This is a genomic window from Promicromonospora umidemergens (assembly GCF_024171995.1).
GTDB lineage: Bacteria > Actinomycetota > Actinomycetes > Actinomycetales > Cellulomonadaceae > Promicromonospora > Promicromonospora umidemergens.
Map to the genome: position 1 here is coordinate 25546 of NZ_JAMTCT010000011.1, position 14123 is coordinate 39668.

Annotated in this window: 11 protein-coding genes; 3 read left to right on the plus strand and 8 right to left on the minus strand. The window is 72.3% G+C overall.

Annotation, left to right across the window (positions count from 1 at the left end; all coding sequences use genetic code 11):
• Positions 1-46 precede the first annotated feature (46 nt).
• Entirely contained in the window at positions 47-952 is a 906-nt protein-coding gene (locus tag APR04_RS17125) for a DNA/RNA non-specific endonuclease (RefSeq protein WP_301312646.1), read from the minus strand.
• 23 nt (positions 953-975) lie between these two features.
• On the opposite strand from APR04_RS17125, the gene APR04_RS17130 reads away from it, so the two are divergent.
• Positions 976-3702, plus strand: coding sequence for a phosphoenolpyruvate carboxylase (locus tag APR04_RS17130; RefSeq protein ID WP_253872274.1), 2727 nt, complete (start codon positions 976-978; stop codon positions 3700-3702).
• A 155-nt stretch (positions 3703-3857) separates the two neighbouring features.
• Entirely contained in the window at positions 3858-4625 is a 768-nt protein-coding gene (locus tag APR04_RS17135; protein ID WP_253872276.1) for a sirohydrochlorin chelatase, read from the plus strand.
• A 59-nt stretch (positions 4626-4684) separates the two neighbouring features.
• Here the strand turns inward: APR04_RS17135 and APR04_RS17140 are convergent, their stop codons facing one another.
• Positions 4685-5617 (minus strand): 5'-3' exonuclease, encoded by a 933-nt coding sequence (locus APR04_RS17140; protein WP_253872277.1) that lies wholly within the window; start codon positions 5615-5617, stop codon positions 4685-4687.
• A gap of 134 nt (positions 5618-5751) precedes the next feature.
• Here APR04_RS17140 and APR04_RS17145 point away from each other — a divergent pair, with 134 nt between their 5' ends.
• Positions 5752-6150 carry a hypothetical protein gene (locus APR04_RS17145; protein ID WP_253872278.1) on the plus strand — a complete coding sequence of 133 codons (399 nt, stop codon included), beginning with the start codon at positions 5752-5754 and terminating at the stop codon, positions 6148-6150.
• 54 nt (positions 6151-6204) lie between these two features.
• Here APR04_RS17145 and APR04_RS17150 read toward each other — a convergent pair whose 3' ends face one another.
• The 6 genes from APR04_RS17150 to APR04_RS30615 all read right to left on the minus strand — a co-directional run bounded on the left by APR04_RS17150 (position 6205) and on the right by APR04_RS30615 (position 14085).
• Complete coding sequence (locus APR04_RS17150; protein ID WP_253872279.1) at positions 6205-6615, minus strand: fluoride efflux transporter FluC; 411 nt, start codon at positions 6613-6615, stop codon at positions 6205-6207.
• Entirely contained in the window at positions 6615-7142 is a 528-nt protein-coding gene (locus APR04_RS17155; protein WP_253872280.1) for a fluoride efflux transporter FluC, read from the minus strand. Before APR04_RS17155 ends, APR04_RS17150 begins: the two co-directional genes overlap by 1 nt.
• A complete protein-coding gene (locus APR04_RS17160) occupies positions 7139-7600 on the minus strand; it encodes a universal stress protein (RefSeq protein ID WP_253872281.1) in 462 nt (153 codons plus the stop codon). The genes APR04_RS17155 and APR04_RS17160 overlap by 4 nt, the downstream gene beginning before the upstream one ends.
• Positions 7601-7624: 24 nt before the next feature.
• Positions 7625-8650: a sigma-70 family RNA polymerase sigma factor gene (locus APR04_RS17165; protein ID WP_253872283.1), complete on the minus strand. Its 1026-nt coding sequence runs from the start codon at positions 8648-8650 to the stop codon at positions 7625-7627.
• Positions 8651-8766: 116 nt separating this feature from the next.
• The gene (locus APR04_RS17170) at positions 8767-10965 is read right to left on the minus strand and encodes a SpoIIE family protein phosphatase (protein ID WP_253872284.1); all 2199 of its coding nucleotides are present in this window, start codon (positions 10963-10965) and stop codon (positions 8767-8769) included.
• 90 nt (positions 10966-11055) lie between these two features.
• The gene (locus APR04_RS30615; RefSeq protein WP_308292363.1) at positions 11056-14085 is read right to left on the minus strand and encodes a helix-turn-helix transcriptional regulator; all 3030 of its coding nucleotides are present in this window, start codon (positions 14083-14085) and stop codon (positions 11056-11058) included.
• Between the last annotated feature and the right edge of the window lie 38 nt (positions 14086-14123).

The following is a 14123-nucleotide window of genomic DNA, read 5'->3' on the forward strand; positions in this document are numbered from 1 at the left end:
CCTGAGACGGATCGGTATCCGCAACGATCGCGCTCACGACCAAGGGTCAGCGGGGCGTGGGGAGGGCGATCTGGTCCGGGGTCCTGATCTCCGACCAAGCACGTGCTCGCGGGAGGCGGTGGATGGTGATGCCCGTCGGCCGGCTGCCCGACGGCGTCGGGGGCGGCACCGCGAGCACGTCCGCCGCCGGCAGCGGGCCGAGGCCGAGCCGGGTCAACGCCGCGACGTCGGCCACCGGCACCTGGTAGGTCCTGAACGGGCCGAGCGGCGGGATGTCGTCCCGGGCCAGGGCCTGGGCGGTGATCTCGTGGAGCTTGGCGTCGTCGAGCTGGGGGGTCTGGTCCAGCACGAAGCCCGTGGACCGCAGCACCTCGCCCGGCCCGACCCACGCGACGATCTTCCAGAACAGGCGCGGGATGCGGACGCCGCGGTAGGGCGGGTCGTCGGCGGCGAAGACGGGCCCGGTCTGCACGGCGATGCGGTGGTCGTGGGCGGCGGCGTACGCGAGCACATGGTCCTCGAGCCCGTTCCACAGCTCCTTGGACTGGTTGAACCTGTTCACCTGCGGCGCGGCGTTCGGGTAGGTGAACGTGTCGTGGTTGGCTCGCGTGGCGGTCTCGGCGTCGCCCCAGACCGGGTCGAGGCGCCGGACGAGGTGGCCGCGGTCGAGCGGGTTGCCCGAGTAGAGCTCGTTGCCCGACTGCTCGCCGGCAGGGACCCGGCCGTCCAGGCGCCACCGCCCGGTGCGGCGCAGCGCGAGGAGAGTCGCGCCGTCGACGACGCAGGCGGTGGCTGCCGCGAGGCGCCGGTGCGGGTCGAGCAGGACCGAGAAGTGGGTGTAGTCCAGGACACGTACCTTCACGGGCGAGACCGGGAGAGGGACCGAGAAACCGAGGAACTCTGCGTCGTAGCCGGTCACAGACAGACAGCCAACCAGAGTCGGACAGGTCATGACCAGACCAACAACCGGACACGATGAACGTTCATTGGCAATCTCGTCCTAGGCTCTGGCCCGTGAGTGAATCAACTCAGACCGTTCGCGGCAACGCCCGGCACGAGGTACCCGACCCGCTGCGCGAGGATGTACGCCTTCTCGGCGGACTTCTCGGCAGGATCCTCCGCGAGGACGGGGGCCAGGATCTGCTGGACGACGTAGAACGTCTCCGCGAGCTGACCATCCGCGCCTACGGCGACCCGTCGCCGCACGCCCTGGACGAGGCGGCGGACCTGGTGGCCTCCTTCTCTGTCGAGCGCGCCGAACAGGTCGCCCGCGCCTTCACCTGCTACTTCCATCTCGCGAACCTCGCCGAGGAGTACCACCGCGTCCGCGTGCTGCGTTCCCGGGAGGCCGCGACGACCACCGGACCGGCCGTTCTCGGGGACACGATCCCCGCCGCGTTCGCCCAGCTCACCGAGGAGGTGGGACGGGACGAGGCGCTGCGCAGGCTCGGTGAGCTGGAGTTCCGGCCGGTGCTGACGGCCCACCCGACAGAGGCCCGCCGCCGGGCGATCAGCGGCACGATCCGCCGTCTCTCGGACCTCCTGGCCGAGCGGGACACCCGCCACCCCGGTGGGGTGACCCTCGCCGAGAACGAGCGGCGCGTCCTTGCCGAGATCGACACCATGTGGCGCACCGCACCGGTGCGGACCAGCAAGCCCTCGGTGATCGACGAGGTCAAGACGGTCATGGGTGTGTTCGACGCCGTCCTCGTGGACGTCTTCGGCGACGTGTACCGCCGCCTCGACGACTGGCTCCTGGCCGACGACGCCGGCCGCGCCACCCCCGTCGCGAAGCCGTTCGTGAAGCTCGGGACCTGGATCGGCGGCGACCGCGACGGCAACCCGAACGTCACCGCCGAGGTCACGCGCCAGGCGGCGACCCTGGCGGCGGACCACGCGCTGGCGGCCCTGGAGCGCCTGGCGGTCGAGACCGGGCGCAAGCTGACGCTCGACGCAGAGGGCACCACGCCGTCGTCCGACCTCAACGCGCTGTGGCAGCGGATCCGGCAGCTGTCCGACGACGTCGCCCGGCGAGCCGAGGCCGCGTCACCCAACGAACCGCACCGTGCCGTCATGCTCGCGCTCGCCGAGCGGATCGCCGCCACCCGGTCGCGCGACGCCGACCTCGCGTACGCGAACGCCGAGCAGTTCGAGGCGGACCTGCTGGTGGTGCAGGACTCGCTCGTGGCGGCGGGCGCCGCCCGCGCCGCGTACGGAGACCTGCAGCGGCTCGTCTGGCAGGTGCAGACCTTCGGTTTCCACCTGGCGGAGCTCGAGATGCGGCAGCACTCGCAGGTGCACGCCGCGGCGCTCGCCGAGATCCGCGAGCGGGGGGTCAGCGGCGCACTGAGCGACAAGACCCGCGAGGTACTGGACACCTACCGCGCCCTCGGCGCCATCCAGCGCCGGTTCGGTGAGCGTGCCGCGCGCCGCTACATCGTGTCCTTCACGCAGGCGCCCGAGCACCTCGCCGCCGTCTACGAGCTGGCGGCGTACGCCTTCGCGGACGACCCTGAGGCCGGCCCCGTGATCGACGCCGTCCCGCTGTTCGAGACCTTCGCGGACCTGCAGAACTCCGTGCCGATCCTGGACTCGATGCTGGAGCTGCCCGTCGTGCAGAAGCGGCTGACCGAGAACGGCCGGCGGGTCGAGGTGATGCTCGGCTACTCGGACTCGTCCAAGGACGTCGGTCCCGTGGCGGCGACGCTCGCTCTGCACGACGCCCAGTCGCGCATCGCCGAGTGGGCGCGCAACAACGACCTGAAGCTCACCCTGTTCCACGGCCGCGGCGGTGCGCTCGGCCGCGGTGGCGGCCCGGCCAACCGCGCAGTGCTGGCCCAGCCACCGCACTCGGTGGACGGCCGGTTCAAGCTGACCGAGCAGGGCGAGGTCATCCTCGCCAGGTACGGCGACCCGGTCATCGCCTCTCGGCACATCGAGCAGGTCGCCGCGGCCACGCTGCTGGCCTCCGCGCCGTCCGTCGAGGCAGTGAACAAGAACGCGACCGCGAAGTTCGCCCCCCTCGCCGAGGCGCTCGACGCGACGTCCCGCGCGCGGTTCCACGAGCTCGTGAAGGCGGACGGCTTTCCGCAGTGGTTCGCCCAGGTCACGCCCCTGGAGGAGGTGGGGCTGCTGCCGATCGGTTCGCGTCCCGCCAAGCGTGGGCTCTCGGTCAACTCCCTCGACGACCTGCGTGCGATCCCCTGGGTCTTCTCCTGGTCCCAGGCTCGCATCAACCTGGCCGGCTGGTTCGGCCTCGGCACGGCGCTCGCCGCGTGCGGCGACGTGGAGCTGCTGCGGGCGGCGCGCAACGAGTGGCCGCTGTTCGAGACGCTGCTCGACAACGTCGAGATGTCGCTCGCCAAGACCGACGAGCGGATCGCCGCGCAGTACCTCGCGCTGGGTTCGCGCGACGACCTCGCGACGATGGTGCTCGACGAGCTGCGCCTGACCCGTGAGTGGGTGCTGAAGATCAGCGGCAACGAGTGGCCGCTGGCCTCCAAGCGCGTGCTCGGCCGGGCCGTGCAGCTGCGGTCGCCGTACGTCGACGCCCTGTCGCTGCTGCAGGTCCGGGCACTGCGCGGCCTGCGTACCGGGTCCGACGGCGGCTCAGCGGTCGACGGCGACTACGCCGGCCGGCTGCAGCACCTGCTGCTGCTCACGGTCAACGGCGTCTCGGCGGGCCTGCAGAACACGGGGTGAGCGGGGCAGCCGACGAGCTCGGTCGGTTGCTCGCGCTCGTGCTCGCCTGCCAATTCGGTCCCTTGACCTGAGATCGGTCCGTCACCGGACCGATCTCAGGTCAACGGACCGATCTCACGTCAACCGATCAGGTCAACCGAACGAGGGGAAGACGGATGAGCGCGGTACTGGTCGGCACGTCCCACGGGACGGACGATCCCGCAGGGCAGGCAGCCGTACGGGCACTGCTCGACGGCGTCCGCGTGGCTCGGCCCGAGCTCGACGTGCGCGAGGCATTCGTTGACGTGCAGCAGCCGGAGGTCGGCGAGGTGCTGGCGGGTGCGGTGCGCGATGCGGGCAACGCCGTCGTCGTACCGCTGCTGCTCTCGACCGGATACCACGTGCGGCACGACATCGCGCAGGCCGTCGCGGAAGTCAACGCCGCAGGCCGCCCGGGTGACGGCGCCGCAGGCCCGGGCGGCGCGGTCGCCGCCGAGCCGCTCGGGCCGCACCCGCTGCTCGTCGACATCCTCGCCGACCGGTACGCCGCCGCCGTGGCGGCGCACGGCCCCTTCCGGTCCGACGACGTCGTGGTGCTCGCTGCCGCCGGATCCTCGGTGGCGGCCGCCGCGACGGCCGTCGAGGAGGTCACGAGCGCCCTGGCCCAGCGGCTGGGACGCGTCGTGACGCCGTCGTACGGGGCGGGCGCGGAGCCGCGCGTGCCTGCGGCGGTGGCCGCGGCGCGAGCAGCCGCCGGGACGTCGGCGGCGCGCGTGATCGTCGTGTCCTACCTGCTGGCGCCGGGGTACTTCCTGGACCGGGTGCTGGAGGCGGGCGCCGACGTCGTGACCGACCCGGTCGCCGGCCCGGCCCGAGCCAAGAAGGCTGACCCCCGGCTGGTCCAGGTGGTGCTGGACCGCTACGACGCGGCGGTCAGTCCCTGACCCACGGGTCAGACGCCCAGGTCACTCGAGTGGCCCGGCGGCTGACCCGCCCGGGGCGCTCAGGCCCAGCCGAACGCGGTCCGTACCCGGCCCACGCTGGACCTCAGTCCCCACTGCTCGGTCAGCGCTTCCAGTGCCTCGGGATCGGCGGGTGCCGTGGGCACTGCCGGATCGAATGCCGGTAGCGGCACGTCCCGCGCCACCTGCACCACGACCGGCGCGACGCGCAGATAGGCGTCGGCCTCCTGGAGGCGACGACGCTGCGTGGTCGTCAGGCCCTTGTCGCCGGTGTCGCGCGCCGCGAGGATCTCGGCCAGGGTGCCGTACTGGGCGAGCAGCTTGGCAGCGGTCTTCTCGCCGACTCCCGGCACACCCGGCAGGCCGTCGCTCGGGTCGCCCCGCAGCGTCGCCATGTCGGCGTAGGCCTGCCCCGACGCGACGCCGTACCTCTCGGCCAGCCGCTTCTCGTTCACCACGTCGGGGTCGCGGATGCCGCGCGCGGGGTACAGCACTCGCACCCCCGCGGCGTCGTCGACCAGCTGGAACAGGTCGCGGTCACCGGTGACGATGTCCACCGGCCCGGTCCGCTGCTCGACGGCGAGGGTCGTCAGGGTGCCGATGACGTCGTCGGCCTCGTAGCCGGGCACGCCCACCCGCGCTATGCCGAGCGCCGCGAGCAGGTCCGCGATGACCGGGACCTGCACGCGCAGCGCCTCCGGTACCTCCTCGATGCCGGTGGTGCCGGGCACCTCCTGCGCGACGCGGTGCGCCTTGTAGCTCGGGATCGCCTCGACCCGGAAGGCGGGACGCCAGTCGTCGTCCCAGCACGCGACCATGCGGTCGGGACCGTGGGTCGTGGCCAGCCAGGCAATGGTGTCCAGCAGGCCGCGGACCGCGTTCACCGGCATGCCGCTGGGCGCCCGCAGCGAGTCGGGAACGCCGAAGAACGCGCGGAAGTACAGCGAGGCGGTGTCGAGGAGCATCAGGCTCATGGGGCGAAGCCTGCCACGCGCCACCGACACACGGGAGCTCGGAGTGCTGGGTCTGTTGGGACTTTGGTGGGACGAATCTAGGATAAATGCCCTCCGAAGGCCTGTTCCGGGCGGGTGTGCCCTAGTGTCCCAATATGGGAAGCAAAGAACAGCAGGTGACCGAGGTCATCGAGGGCCTCGGCCTTGGCATGGCTGCGATCGGCGAGACGCGAGTCACGTCGTCGAAGGCGGATCTCGAGCGTGCGTTGAGCCACGCGTGGTCGAGCTGGGAGCACAAGAGCGACTACCCGTTGATCGAGCGCGCACAGAAGCCGGACAACGAGCTCTGGTCAGGGATCAGCAGGTCCAGCCGGCGGACGAACGCGGCGGTCGTCTGGCGCGAGGGCGACGGCCGCTTCGTCGTCGACATCGCCCTGGTGAACCGCACCCCGGAGGAGGCGGCGCGCTTCGTCGGGGATCGGCCGCTCAAGGAGTGGACCTCGCTGGCGGAGCTCTTCCTCGGCGTCTTCGACTCCGGTGAGGTACCGGTGTAGGCACAGCGACCAGGACGTGCCGACGAGAGGTCCAGCGCTGGTGCCTCGGGCTCGTCAGCCGAACAGCCCGCCCACCGCCACTCCGCCCACCGCCACACCGAGCCCTGCGGCCGTGACGGTGGTCGCCAGCGTGCCGAGGGAGTTCGCCAGCGCGAGGCGCATCCGGCCGGACTGGGCGAGGCGTACCGATTCCACAGTGGCTGTGGAAAAGGTGGTGAACCCGCCGCACAGGCCCACGGTGAGAGCGAGCTGCAGCAGGAGGGCCACGTCGCCCGGTACGCCAAGGAAGGTGAGCGTGTAGAGCAGCGTCGAGAACACTCCGATGAGGAACGAGCCCGTCACGTTCACCACGAACGTTCCCCACGGGAACCCACCGGTGTGGCGGGCTCGGATCTCGCCGTCGACCATGAAGCGGGCGGCGGCGCCCAGGCCACCCCCTACGGCCACCACGAGCAGCTCGATCATCAGGGTGACCTGCGCTTCCGACGTCGTTCGGCGCGCGCCGCGATGGCGATCCCGCCGAGGCATGCCGCCGTGCCGCCGGCGAGGGTGAGCACGACGTAGAGCAGGGCGAGCCAGGCCGGCCCCTGGGCGAGCAGGTGCTGCGTCTCCAGCGCCAGGGCCGAGTAGGTGGTGAAGCCGCCGAGCACCCCGGTGCCGATCCCGAGGCGGATCTTCCGGCGTCGGACCGTCTCGCGACCGCGCCGGGAAAGGCCTTCCAGGAGGTAGCCAAGGGCGAACGCACCCACGACGTTCACCACGAACGTGCTGACGGGGAACAGGAGCAGCGCTGGGACGGTGCCAGTGGGTGGGACCGGCACCAGGTTCAGTGGAGCCGTCGCCCAGATGCCGAGGAGATACCGGGCGGCCGAGCCGCAGGCGCCGCCGAGCGCTACTAGCCCGACGTATCGCCAGTCGCGGTGCGGCGTGCGAGTCACCCGGTGTGCCCCCTCGTGGACGTCCGACAGGTTGTGGAAGAACCTATCGCTCACGGGGCCGTCGCCGGCTCTGGCAGCACCACGACGGGGCGGGGCTGGCTGTGGACGAGCCGCCCGGCGACGGTTCCGCCCACGAGGTTCGTCGCCCAGCTGCGGAGGCCGGGCCGTCGCGAGCCGACGACGATCATCGCCGCCCCCACCTCGTCGGCCACGCGCACCAGCTCTGCGGCCGGATCACCGGCGCCGCGCAGGGCGCACCACGGCAGGCCGACGTCGGCCATCGCCCTGTTCAGTCCCGCCAGGACATCGGCCCCGTAGGCGTCAGAGGACACCGCGATGTCCGGGTCCACCGACACGGTGAACCCCCGTGAGTCCGAGACGGCTGTCTCGTCGACCCACACACATACGAGCTCGATCAGGCTTCCACCCAGGGACTGGACGAGCGACGCTGCCCGCCGAGCCAGGTCCGGGTGCTTGTGGTCAACGCCGACCACCACGGATCGCACAGTCACCCTTGTGAGGGTATGGGCAAACGACTAGTCGAGGTGATTCGGCAGGCCGAAACGGGGAAACCATTTCTCCGTGTCGATGAAGGTGGTGATGCCGGTGACGTGCGTGCCGTCGTTCTCCAGCACCACGATCCCCCACGCGAAGTGGCCACCCTTCGGGTCCGGCCGGTACTGAGCGAAGCCCGGCGTGCCGTTGACGTGGACGGGCATGCAGCGCGATCCCTCGCACCCGTGGCCGGGTCCGGTCATCCACGCCTGGATGTTCTCGATGCCTTCCAGCCACATCGCGTACGGCGGCATGTTCATGACCGCGTCCTCGCGGAGCAGGTTGGCCAGCGCCTTCATGTCGTACCGCTCGAACGCCGCCACGTACCGCTCCAGCAGTTCGGACTCGTTCGCCGACGGTGGCGCCGCAGGCGACTCCGAGGCACTTGACCGGTCCGGTGCCTTGTCGGCGAGCGTGGCGCGTGCCCGTTGCAGCGCGCTGTTCACGGAGGCCACCGAGGTGTCGAGCAGCGTAGCCACCTCCGTCGCCGGCCAGCGCAGCACCTCGCGCAGGATGAGCACCGCACGCTGCTTGGCCGGCAGGTGCTGCAGTGCCGCGACGAACGCGAGCCGCACCGACTCTCGCGCCACGGCCGTGTCGGCTGGATCGCCCGCGCTGGGCAGCACGTGCTCGGTCGGGACCGGCTCCACCCACGCGTACTCGGGCAGCACCGTCGCGAGGCTCTCCTCGACCGGTTCGACCGCGGCGCCGAGGCCCATGGGCCGTTCACGCTTGGCGCGGCTGGAACCCAGCTGGTCGAAGCACACGTTGGTGGCGATCCGGTACAGCCAGGTGCGCAGCGAGGAGCGGCCCTCGAACCGCTCGTACGACCGCCACGCGCGCAGGAGGGTCTCCTGCACCGCGTCGTCGGCGTCGAACGCGCCGCCCAGCAGGCGGTAGCAGTATCCGGTGAGCTCGCGGCGGTAGACCTCGAGCTGAGCGGAGAGCTCGTCCGCGGCCAGGCCCGTACCGGTGCTCTGCGTAGGGTGTGACGCTGTCTGTGCCATGGATCACACGTTACGCGGCACCACTGACACGCTCGAAGAGGATTCGACCTTGGCCGAAGTCGTCGGCCAAGGTTCACCCCGGCAGGATCCGGCCGGTCCTGGTTGTTCTGTCCGGTTCAGCTCAGGTCGAGCTCGAACCAGACGGTCTTGCCGGTCCGGCGGCTTTCCCGTCGGCCGGCGCGCGGCGGCGTCGTCGTCGCGGGCTCGCCGTGCCGGTCCACGCCCCAGCGGGACGCGAGCCGCTCGAGGAACTGGACGCCACGCCCGCCGAAGTCGGTGACCGTGGGGTCGCGCAGCTCGGGCTGCGCGGTGGACGAGTCCCGCACCCCCACGCGCAGGCGCTCCATGTCCACCTCGACGGTGGCGGTGAACGGCGCCTGACCGTGGTCGACGGCGTTCGTCAGCGCCTCCGACGTCAGCAGCATGACCGTGCGACGCAGCGGCATCGGCACGCCGCAGCTCTCCAGCACGTCGTCGACCCAGATGCGGGCGGGGCCGACGTCGCACAGCGACGGGGCGAGCTTGCGTTCCGCCGTGGCGGGACGGCCGGGCGACGGCGGCCCGGACGGGGACGCGGCCCGCACCCGGACGGCGAGCACGGCGACGTCGTCCCGCTGCTCGTCGGACGCGAGGCGGCGCACGAGGGTGACGGGCAGTGCCGCCGTGGCCGTGTCGCCCAGCACGCCGAGCGTCTTCTGCAGCCGGTTCAGCCACTGGTCGGGCGTGGTCCCGCGCTGCTCGGCGAGCCCGTCGGTGTAGAGCAGGAGCGTGTCACCGGGGTGCAGCGTCGTGACATGGTCGGTGCGTTTCGCCGTCGGACGCACACCCAGCATCATGTCCGGCAGCACCGAGAGGCGCTCCACCGTCCCGTCCTCCCGGAGCACGAGGGGCGGCGGGTGGCCGGCGGTGGACCACGTGAGCTGATAGGCCCCTGCGACCCGCTCCAGCCGGGCCACCACGGCGGTCCCGCTGGCGAGCAGCCCCAGGCCCGAGTTGGCCTTGTCGAGCAGGGACAACAGGGCCGACGGCGACTCGTCGTGGCTCCACGCGAACGCCCGCAGCAAGGACCTGAGCTGGCCCATCTTCGCGGCGGCGCGCATGTCGTGGCCGGTCACGTCGCCGATCATGAACATGGTCGCGTCGTCGTCCACCGCCACCGCGTCGTACCAGTCGCCGCCGATCTGGTCGGAGCGGGTGGCGGGCGAGTACGTGGCCGCCATGTCGAGGTGCGCCACCTCGGGCAGGCGGCTGAGCATCGCCCGCTGCAGCGTCTTCGCCGACTCGCGCCGCTCCTCCAGGAGACGGGCTCGTTCGAGAGCGTGTCCCGTGTAGTGCGCGAGGCCGGTCTGGAGCGCGTAGGAGTCCTTGTCCGGCCCGCGGTCACGTTCCCACGCCAGCACGATGACAGCGACGACGGCGCCGGCCGTCACCACCGGGAGGAACGCCCGGGCGCCGACCCCCGGATCGCAGTGGTCCTGTATCCCGGGGAACATCGAGAACAGCTCGTCGCCCGACCGGAAGAAGAGGGGCCGTCCGGTACGGGCCGCCTCCGACAGCGGCCGGTGGTCGTCCAGCTTGGCCTGCCGCAGCCGCTGCGGAAACCGGGGCTCCGCGTGGACCAGCGACCGGTAGGTGATGCCCCGCCCGTCGGCGTCGGCCACGGCGAACCCGCAGTAGCGCGCGCCGATCCCGGCGGTGCCCACCTCGACGATGACCGCTTCGACCTGGTCCATGGTGTTGGCGTTCGCGAACGCCTCGCTCAGGGAGAGCAGGAACCGGCTGCGGCGGTTGGCCCGGACCGCCGTCTGCTGGATCCGGCGTGCGCGCTCCCGCTCGGCGCGCAGGCGCAGCTCGGCGGTGCAGGCGGCGGCGAGGTCGGCGAGAGAGGCCAGGTCGTCCTCCGACCACACGCGTGGCTCCCCGACCACCGCGCAGAGCGCGCCGACGGCGCGGCCGCGCAGGTCGAAGACCGGATAGCCGGCGAGCGCGACCAGGCCCATCTCGCGGACCAGGTAGCCGTCGCGCAGCGCGGGGTCCAGGCGGGCGTCCGACGAGACGACCGGTTCCGCACGCGTGGCGATCATGTTCGTGAGCGTGCCGGGGTGCTGCAGCAGACGCTTCGACTGGAGGGGCTCCGGCATCCCCGAAGCACCCGCGAGGACCTGTCCCTCGGGGACCACGAAGTACACGACCGCGGCCGGCACGTTCAGATGCCGCCGAACGAGACGGGCGAACCGGTCAAAGGCCTCGTCCGCAGTGGGTGCACCGAGACCGACGTGCTCTAGGTCCCGCAGCGCCTGGAGGTCCGTCGGCATCCCCTCAGTATTGCGAGAGAAGGGCGTGTGCGCGACAGATGTACCGGATGTGTCGCTTTTGCGCCAGGCGGGTAATCTGCGGCCTCGCGGTCAGGTCACATTGAGCAGGCCGTGCTGGTGCGCGAGGCTGACCGCCTCAGCGCGTCCCGAGGCTCCGAGCTTGGCCAGCAGGTTGGACACGTGCACGCTCACCGTCTTGGTGGAGATGAACAGGCGCTCGCCGATCTGCCGGTTGGACAGGCCCTGCGCGACGAGGCCGAGCACCTCTTCCTCCCGGTCGGTCAGGGTCGACGCGGTAGCGCGGCGTACCCCCGGCAGGTCGAGCCGTGCTCGCCTGGCCAGCGCGCGGACGGCGTCGGCCAACGGGTTGGCGCCCATGTCCTGCGCCTCCGAGAGAGCCTCGGCCGCTTCGACCTCCGCAGCCTGGCGTTCGCCGGTGCCGAGCAGGGCCTCGGCCCAGCGGTAGCGTGCGCGAGCCACCTCATAGCGGTACCCGAAGTCGAAGGCGTTCACTGTCTCCTGCCACGCGGTGGCGGCTTCTCGCCACAGGGCGCCGGGCGAGGTGTCGCCGCCGCCGTCCGCCGCACCGGGCGGGCGTCCCACCGCGGCGTGCAGGCGGGCGTTCTCGGCGGTCGCCCGCTGGAGCCAGGCCCGACCTTCCGGCCCGAGGACCCCGCCGCGCGGCCGCCCGCGCTGTGCGGTCTCCCTGGCGATGGCGAGCAGGGCGTCGCCGCGGTCCAGGCGTTCGGTGGCGCGCATCTCGACCGCGTTGGCGGCGGCGGAGCCCGGAGCCCCAGCGCGTCCGGTGGAGCGGTCCGCCTCCGCGGCCCCGGCCAGGGCGGCGATCGCCAGCGCGGACAGCCAGATCCGGCCGAGGAACACCTCGGTCCACACCTCGCCGAGGTGGTCGGTGATCCGCACGGCCAGCGCTGCGGCGTCGTCGTACCGGCCTGCCCACGTCAACGCGTCGACAAGACTGCCGCCGCCGAGCAGAGCGATCATGCCGTCGCTGCGCCAGTGCTCGAAGAGGGCCTCGCCACGGGCGATCACGTCGCTGTCACCCCTGGCGACGGCCGCGTACATGCGGGTGGCGTCCATGACCTGCTTGGCCGTGGCCGGGACTCCCTCGCTGCTGCGCTCCGCCAGGTCGCCGCGGAAGTAGAGCATGACCTCCTGCAGGACCCGGAGGCTGACCGTTGGCGTGCTCCAGGCCAGACCGAGCTCCTCGGCCCGGGCGAGCGCATGCAGCACCCGCTGGTCGGCGGTCTCGAGCTCTCCCGCGTAGAACCGGTTGGCCGTCGCGTTGTAGAGCGCGCGCATCTCGGTGAGCACGTCCCCGGCCTCGACGGCGGCCGCGCGGGCCTCGTCGAGCCGGGCTGCGGCCTGGTCGGGGTCGGCGACGTCGAGCACGGCGAGGGTGGACAGGGCGTCGGCGAGGGCGCCGGGGTGGTCGATGGCGCGCGCCTCCTCGATGGCGCACGCGGCGTGCACGCGGGCGGCGTCGTCCTCGTCGATGATCATCGTGACCCGAGCCAGCAGGGCGTTCGTCCAGATCCGCTCGGGGCTGCGTTGCGGCAGCATCTCGAGGGCGGCCCGCAGGTCCGCGACCGCCGCTTCCACCTGCCCGGGTTCCTCGTCCCAGGTGCGGAGGTCGAGGTACCGGCGCACGAGCACGTGCTCGAGGCCGGCTCGCCGTACGGGGTCCTCGACGCTGTCGGCCGCGCGCTGGGTCAGCTTGACCGCACGCACCGGGTCGCCCACCCGTGCGGCCGCCTCGCCGGCGAAGAGCGCGACGGCGACCCGGTCGCTGCCGATCCGCTCCTCGGCGTCCGGGACGGACTCCCACAGCGCCAGCACCTGCTCCCAGTGCTTCAGCTCCTCCTCGGGCGCGAGCAGCCGGCGGGCCCGCAGGGCGGCGTCCCGCGACGCGCTCAGCGCGGCGGGCAGGTCGTGCCCCTCGAAGGCGTGGTGCGCGCGCTCGGCCGCGCTGCCGATCGGCGTGCCGTCCGGCCCGTCCTGCTCGATCACCGCGAGGTACGCACGGTGTACTGCCGAGCGTTCACCCGGTAGGAGGTCGGCGTACAGGGCCTCGGCCAGCAGTGCGTGCCGGAACTCCAGATGTACCCCTGACACCACGAGGACCTGCTGGGTGACGGCCTCACGCAGTGCGACGTCGACGTCCAGCTCGCCCCACCGGGCGGTGGCGGCCCGCAGCAGCTCCTCCCGCACGCGGCGTCCGGCGACCGACGCGATGCGCAGCACCTGCTGCACGTCGGGGTCCAGCCGTTCGAGCCGGGTGCGGAGCACCTCGGTGAGCGTCCAGGGCAGGCTGGCCGAGTCGGGCCCGGCGTCCAGGAGCTCCTCCGCGAAGAAGGCGTTGCCCTCGGACCGCTCCAGCACCTCGGCGAAGCCCGTGGCGCCCAGCGGCCGACCGGCCAGGGCAGTCGTGAACTCGCGCAGCTCGCTCTCGTCGAACGGCCGCAGGTCTATCCGCTCGACGTGCTCCAGCCGGGACAGCTCGGCGAGCAGCGGGCGCAGCGGGTGGCGCCGGTCGACGTCGTCCGACCGGTAGGACACCACGATCAGGACATGCTCCGACCTGGCGCGGGCCGCGAGGAAACGCAGTACGTCGCGTGTCGAGGCGTCGGCCCAGTGGACGTCCTCGACCACCAGGACCAGCGGCCGCTCGGGCGCGCCGGCTACCGCGAGGCTGCGCGCGATGCCCTCGAAGAGCTGGAGCCGCTCGTCGTGGTCGGCGCCACCGTTCCCGCCGGGCTCCAGGAGCCGCCACAGTGCAGGCCGCTCCGCCACGAGCTCGGCCACCCGCGCGGCGGCCTCCGGCCCTGCGGCTCCGGCCTGCAGCTGAGTCAGTGCGTCCGTGAACGGGAGGTACGGGATGCCGACCTGCCCCAGGTCCACACAGTGCACGACGACGGAGCTCGCACCGGCCTGCTCCGCCGCCTGGGCGACGTGGCTGAGCAGACGGGTCTTGCCCACCCCGGCGTCGCCGCCGACGAGCACCAGGCCGGGCCGGCCCGCCGAGGCGCGCCCCACTGCCAGCAGAAGGGAGGCAACCTGCTCCTGCCGGGAGACCAGGGGAATCGTCGTAGACCGTCGCACCTGCCCATCGTGCCACCGGCCACCGACAGTCCCCCCAG

Excerpts from the sequence above, each read along its gene's own strand:
- APR04_RS17130 (WP_253872274.1), top strand. The coding sequence starts at position 976 with ATGAACGTTCATTGGCAATCTCGTCCTAGGCTCTGGCCCGTGAGTGAA.
- APR04_RS17135 (WP_253872276.1), top strand. The coding sequence starts at position 3,858 with ATGAGCGCGGTACTGGTCGGCACGTCCCACGGGACGGACGATCCCGCA.
- APR04_RS17145 (WP_253872278.1), top strand. The coding sequence starts at position 5,752 with ATGGGAAGCAAAGAACAGCAGGTGACCGAGGTCATCGAGGGCCTCGGC.
- APR04_RS17125 (WP_301312646.1), bottom strand. The coding sequence starts at position 952 with ATGACCTGTCCGACTCTGGTTGGCTGTCTGTCTGTGACCGGCTACGAC.
- APR04_RS17150 (WP_253872279.1), bottom strand. The coding sequence starts at position 6,615 with ATGATCGAGCTGCTCGTGGTGGCCGTAGGGGGTGGCCTGGGCGCCGCC.
- APR04_RS17170 (WP_253872284.1), bottom strand. The coding sequence starts at position 10,965 with ATGCCGACGGACCTCCAGGCGCTGCGGGACCTAGAGCACGTCGGTCTC.
- APR04_RS17165 (WP_253872283.1), bottom strand. The coding sequence starts at position 8,650 with ATGGCACAGACAGCGTCACACCCTACGCAGAGCACCGGTACGGGCCTG.
- APR04_RS17140 (WP_253872277.1), bottom strand. The coding sequence starts at position 5,617 with ATGAGCCTGATGCTCCTCGACACCGCCTCGCTGTACTTCCGCGCGTTC.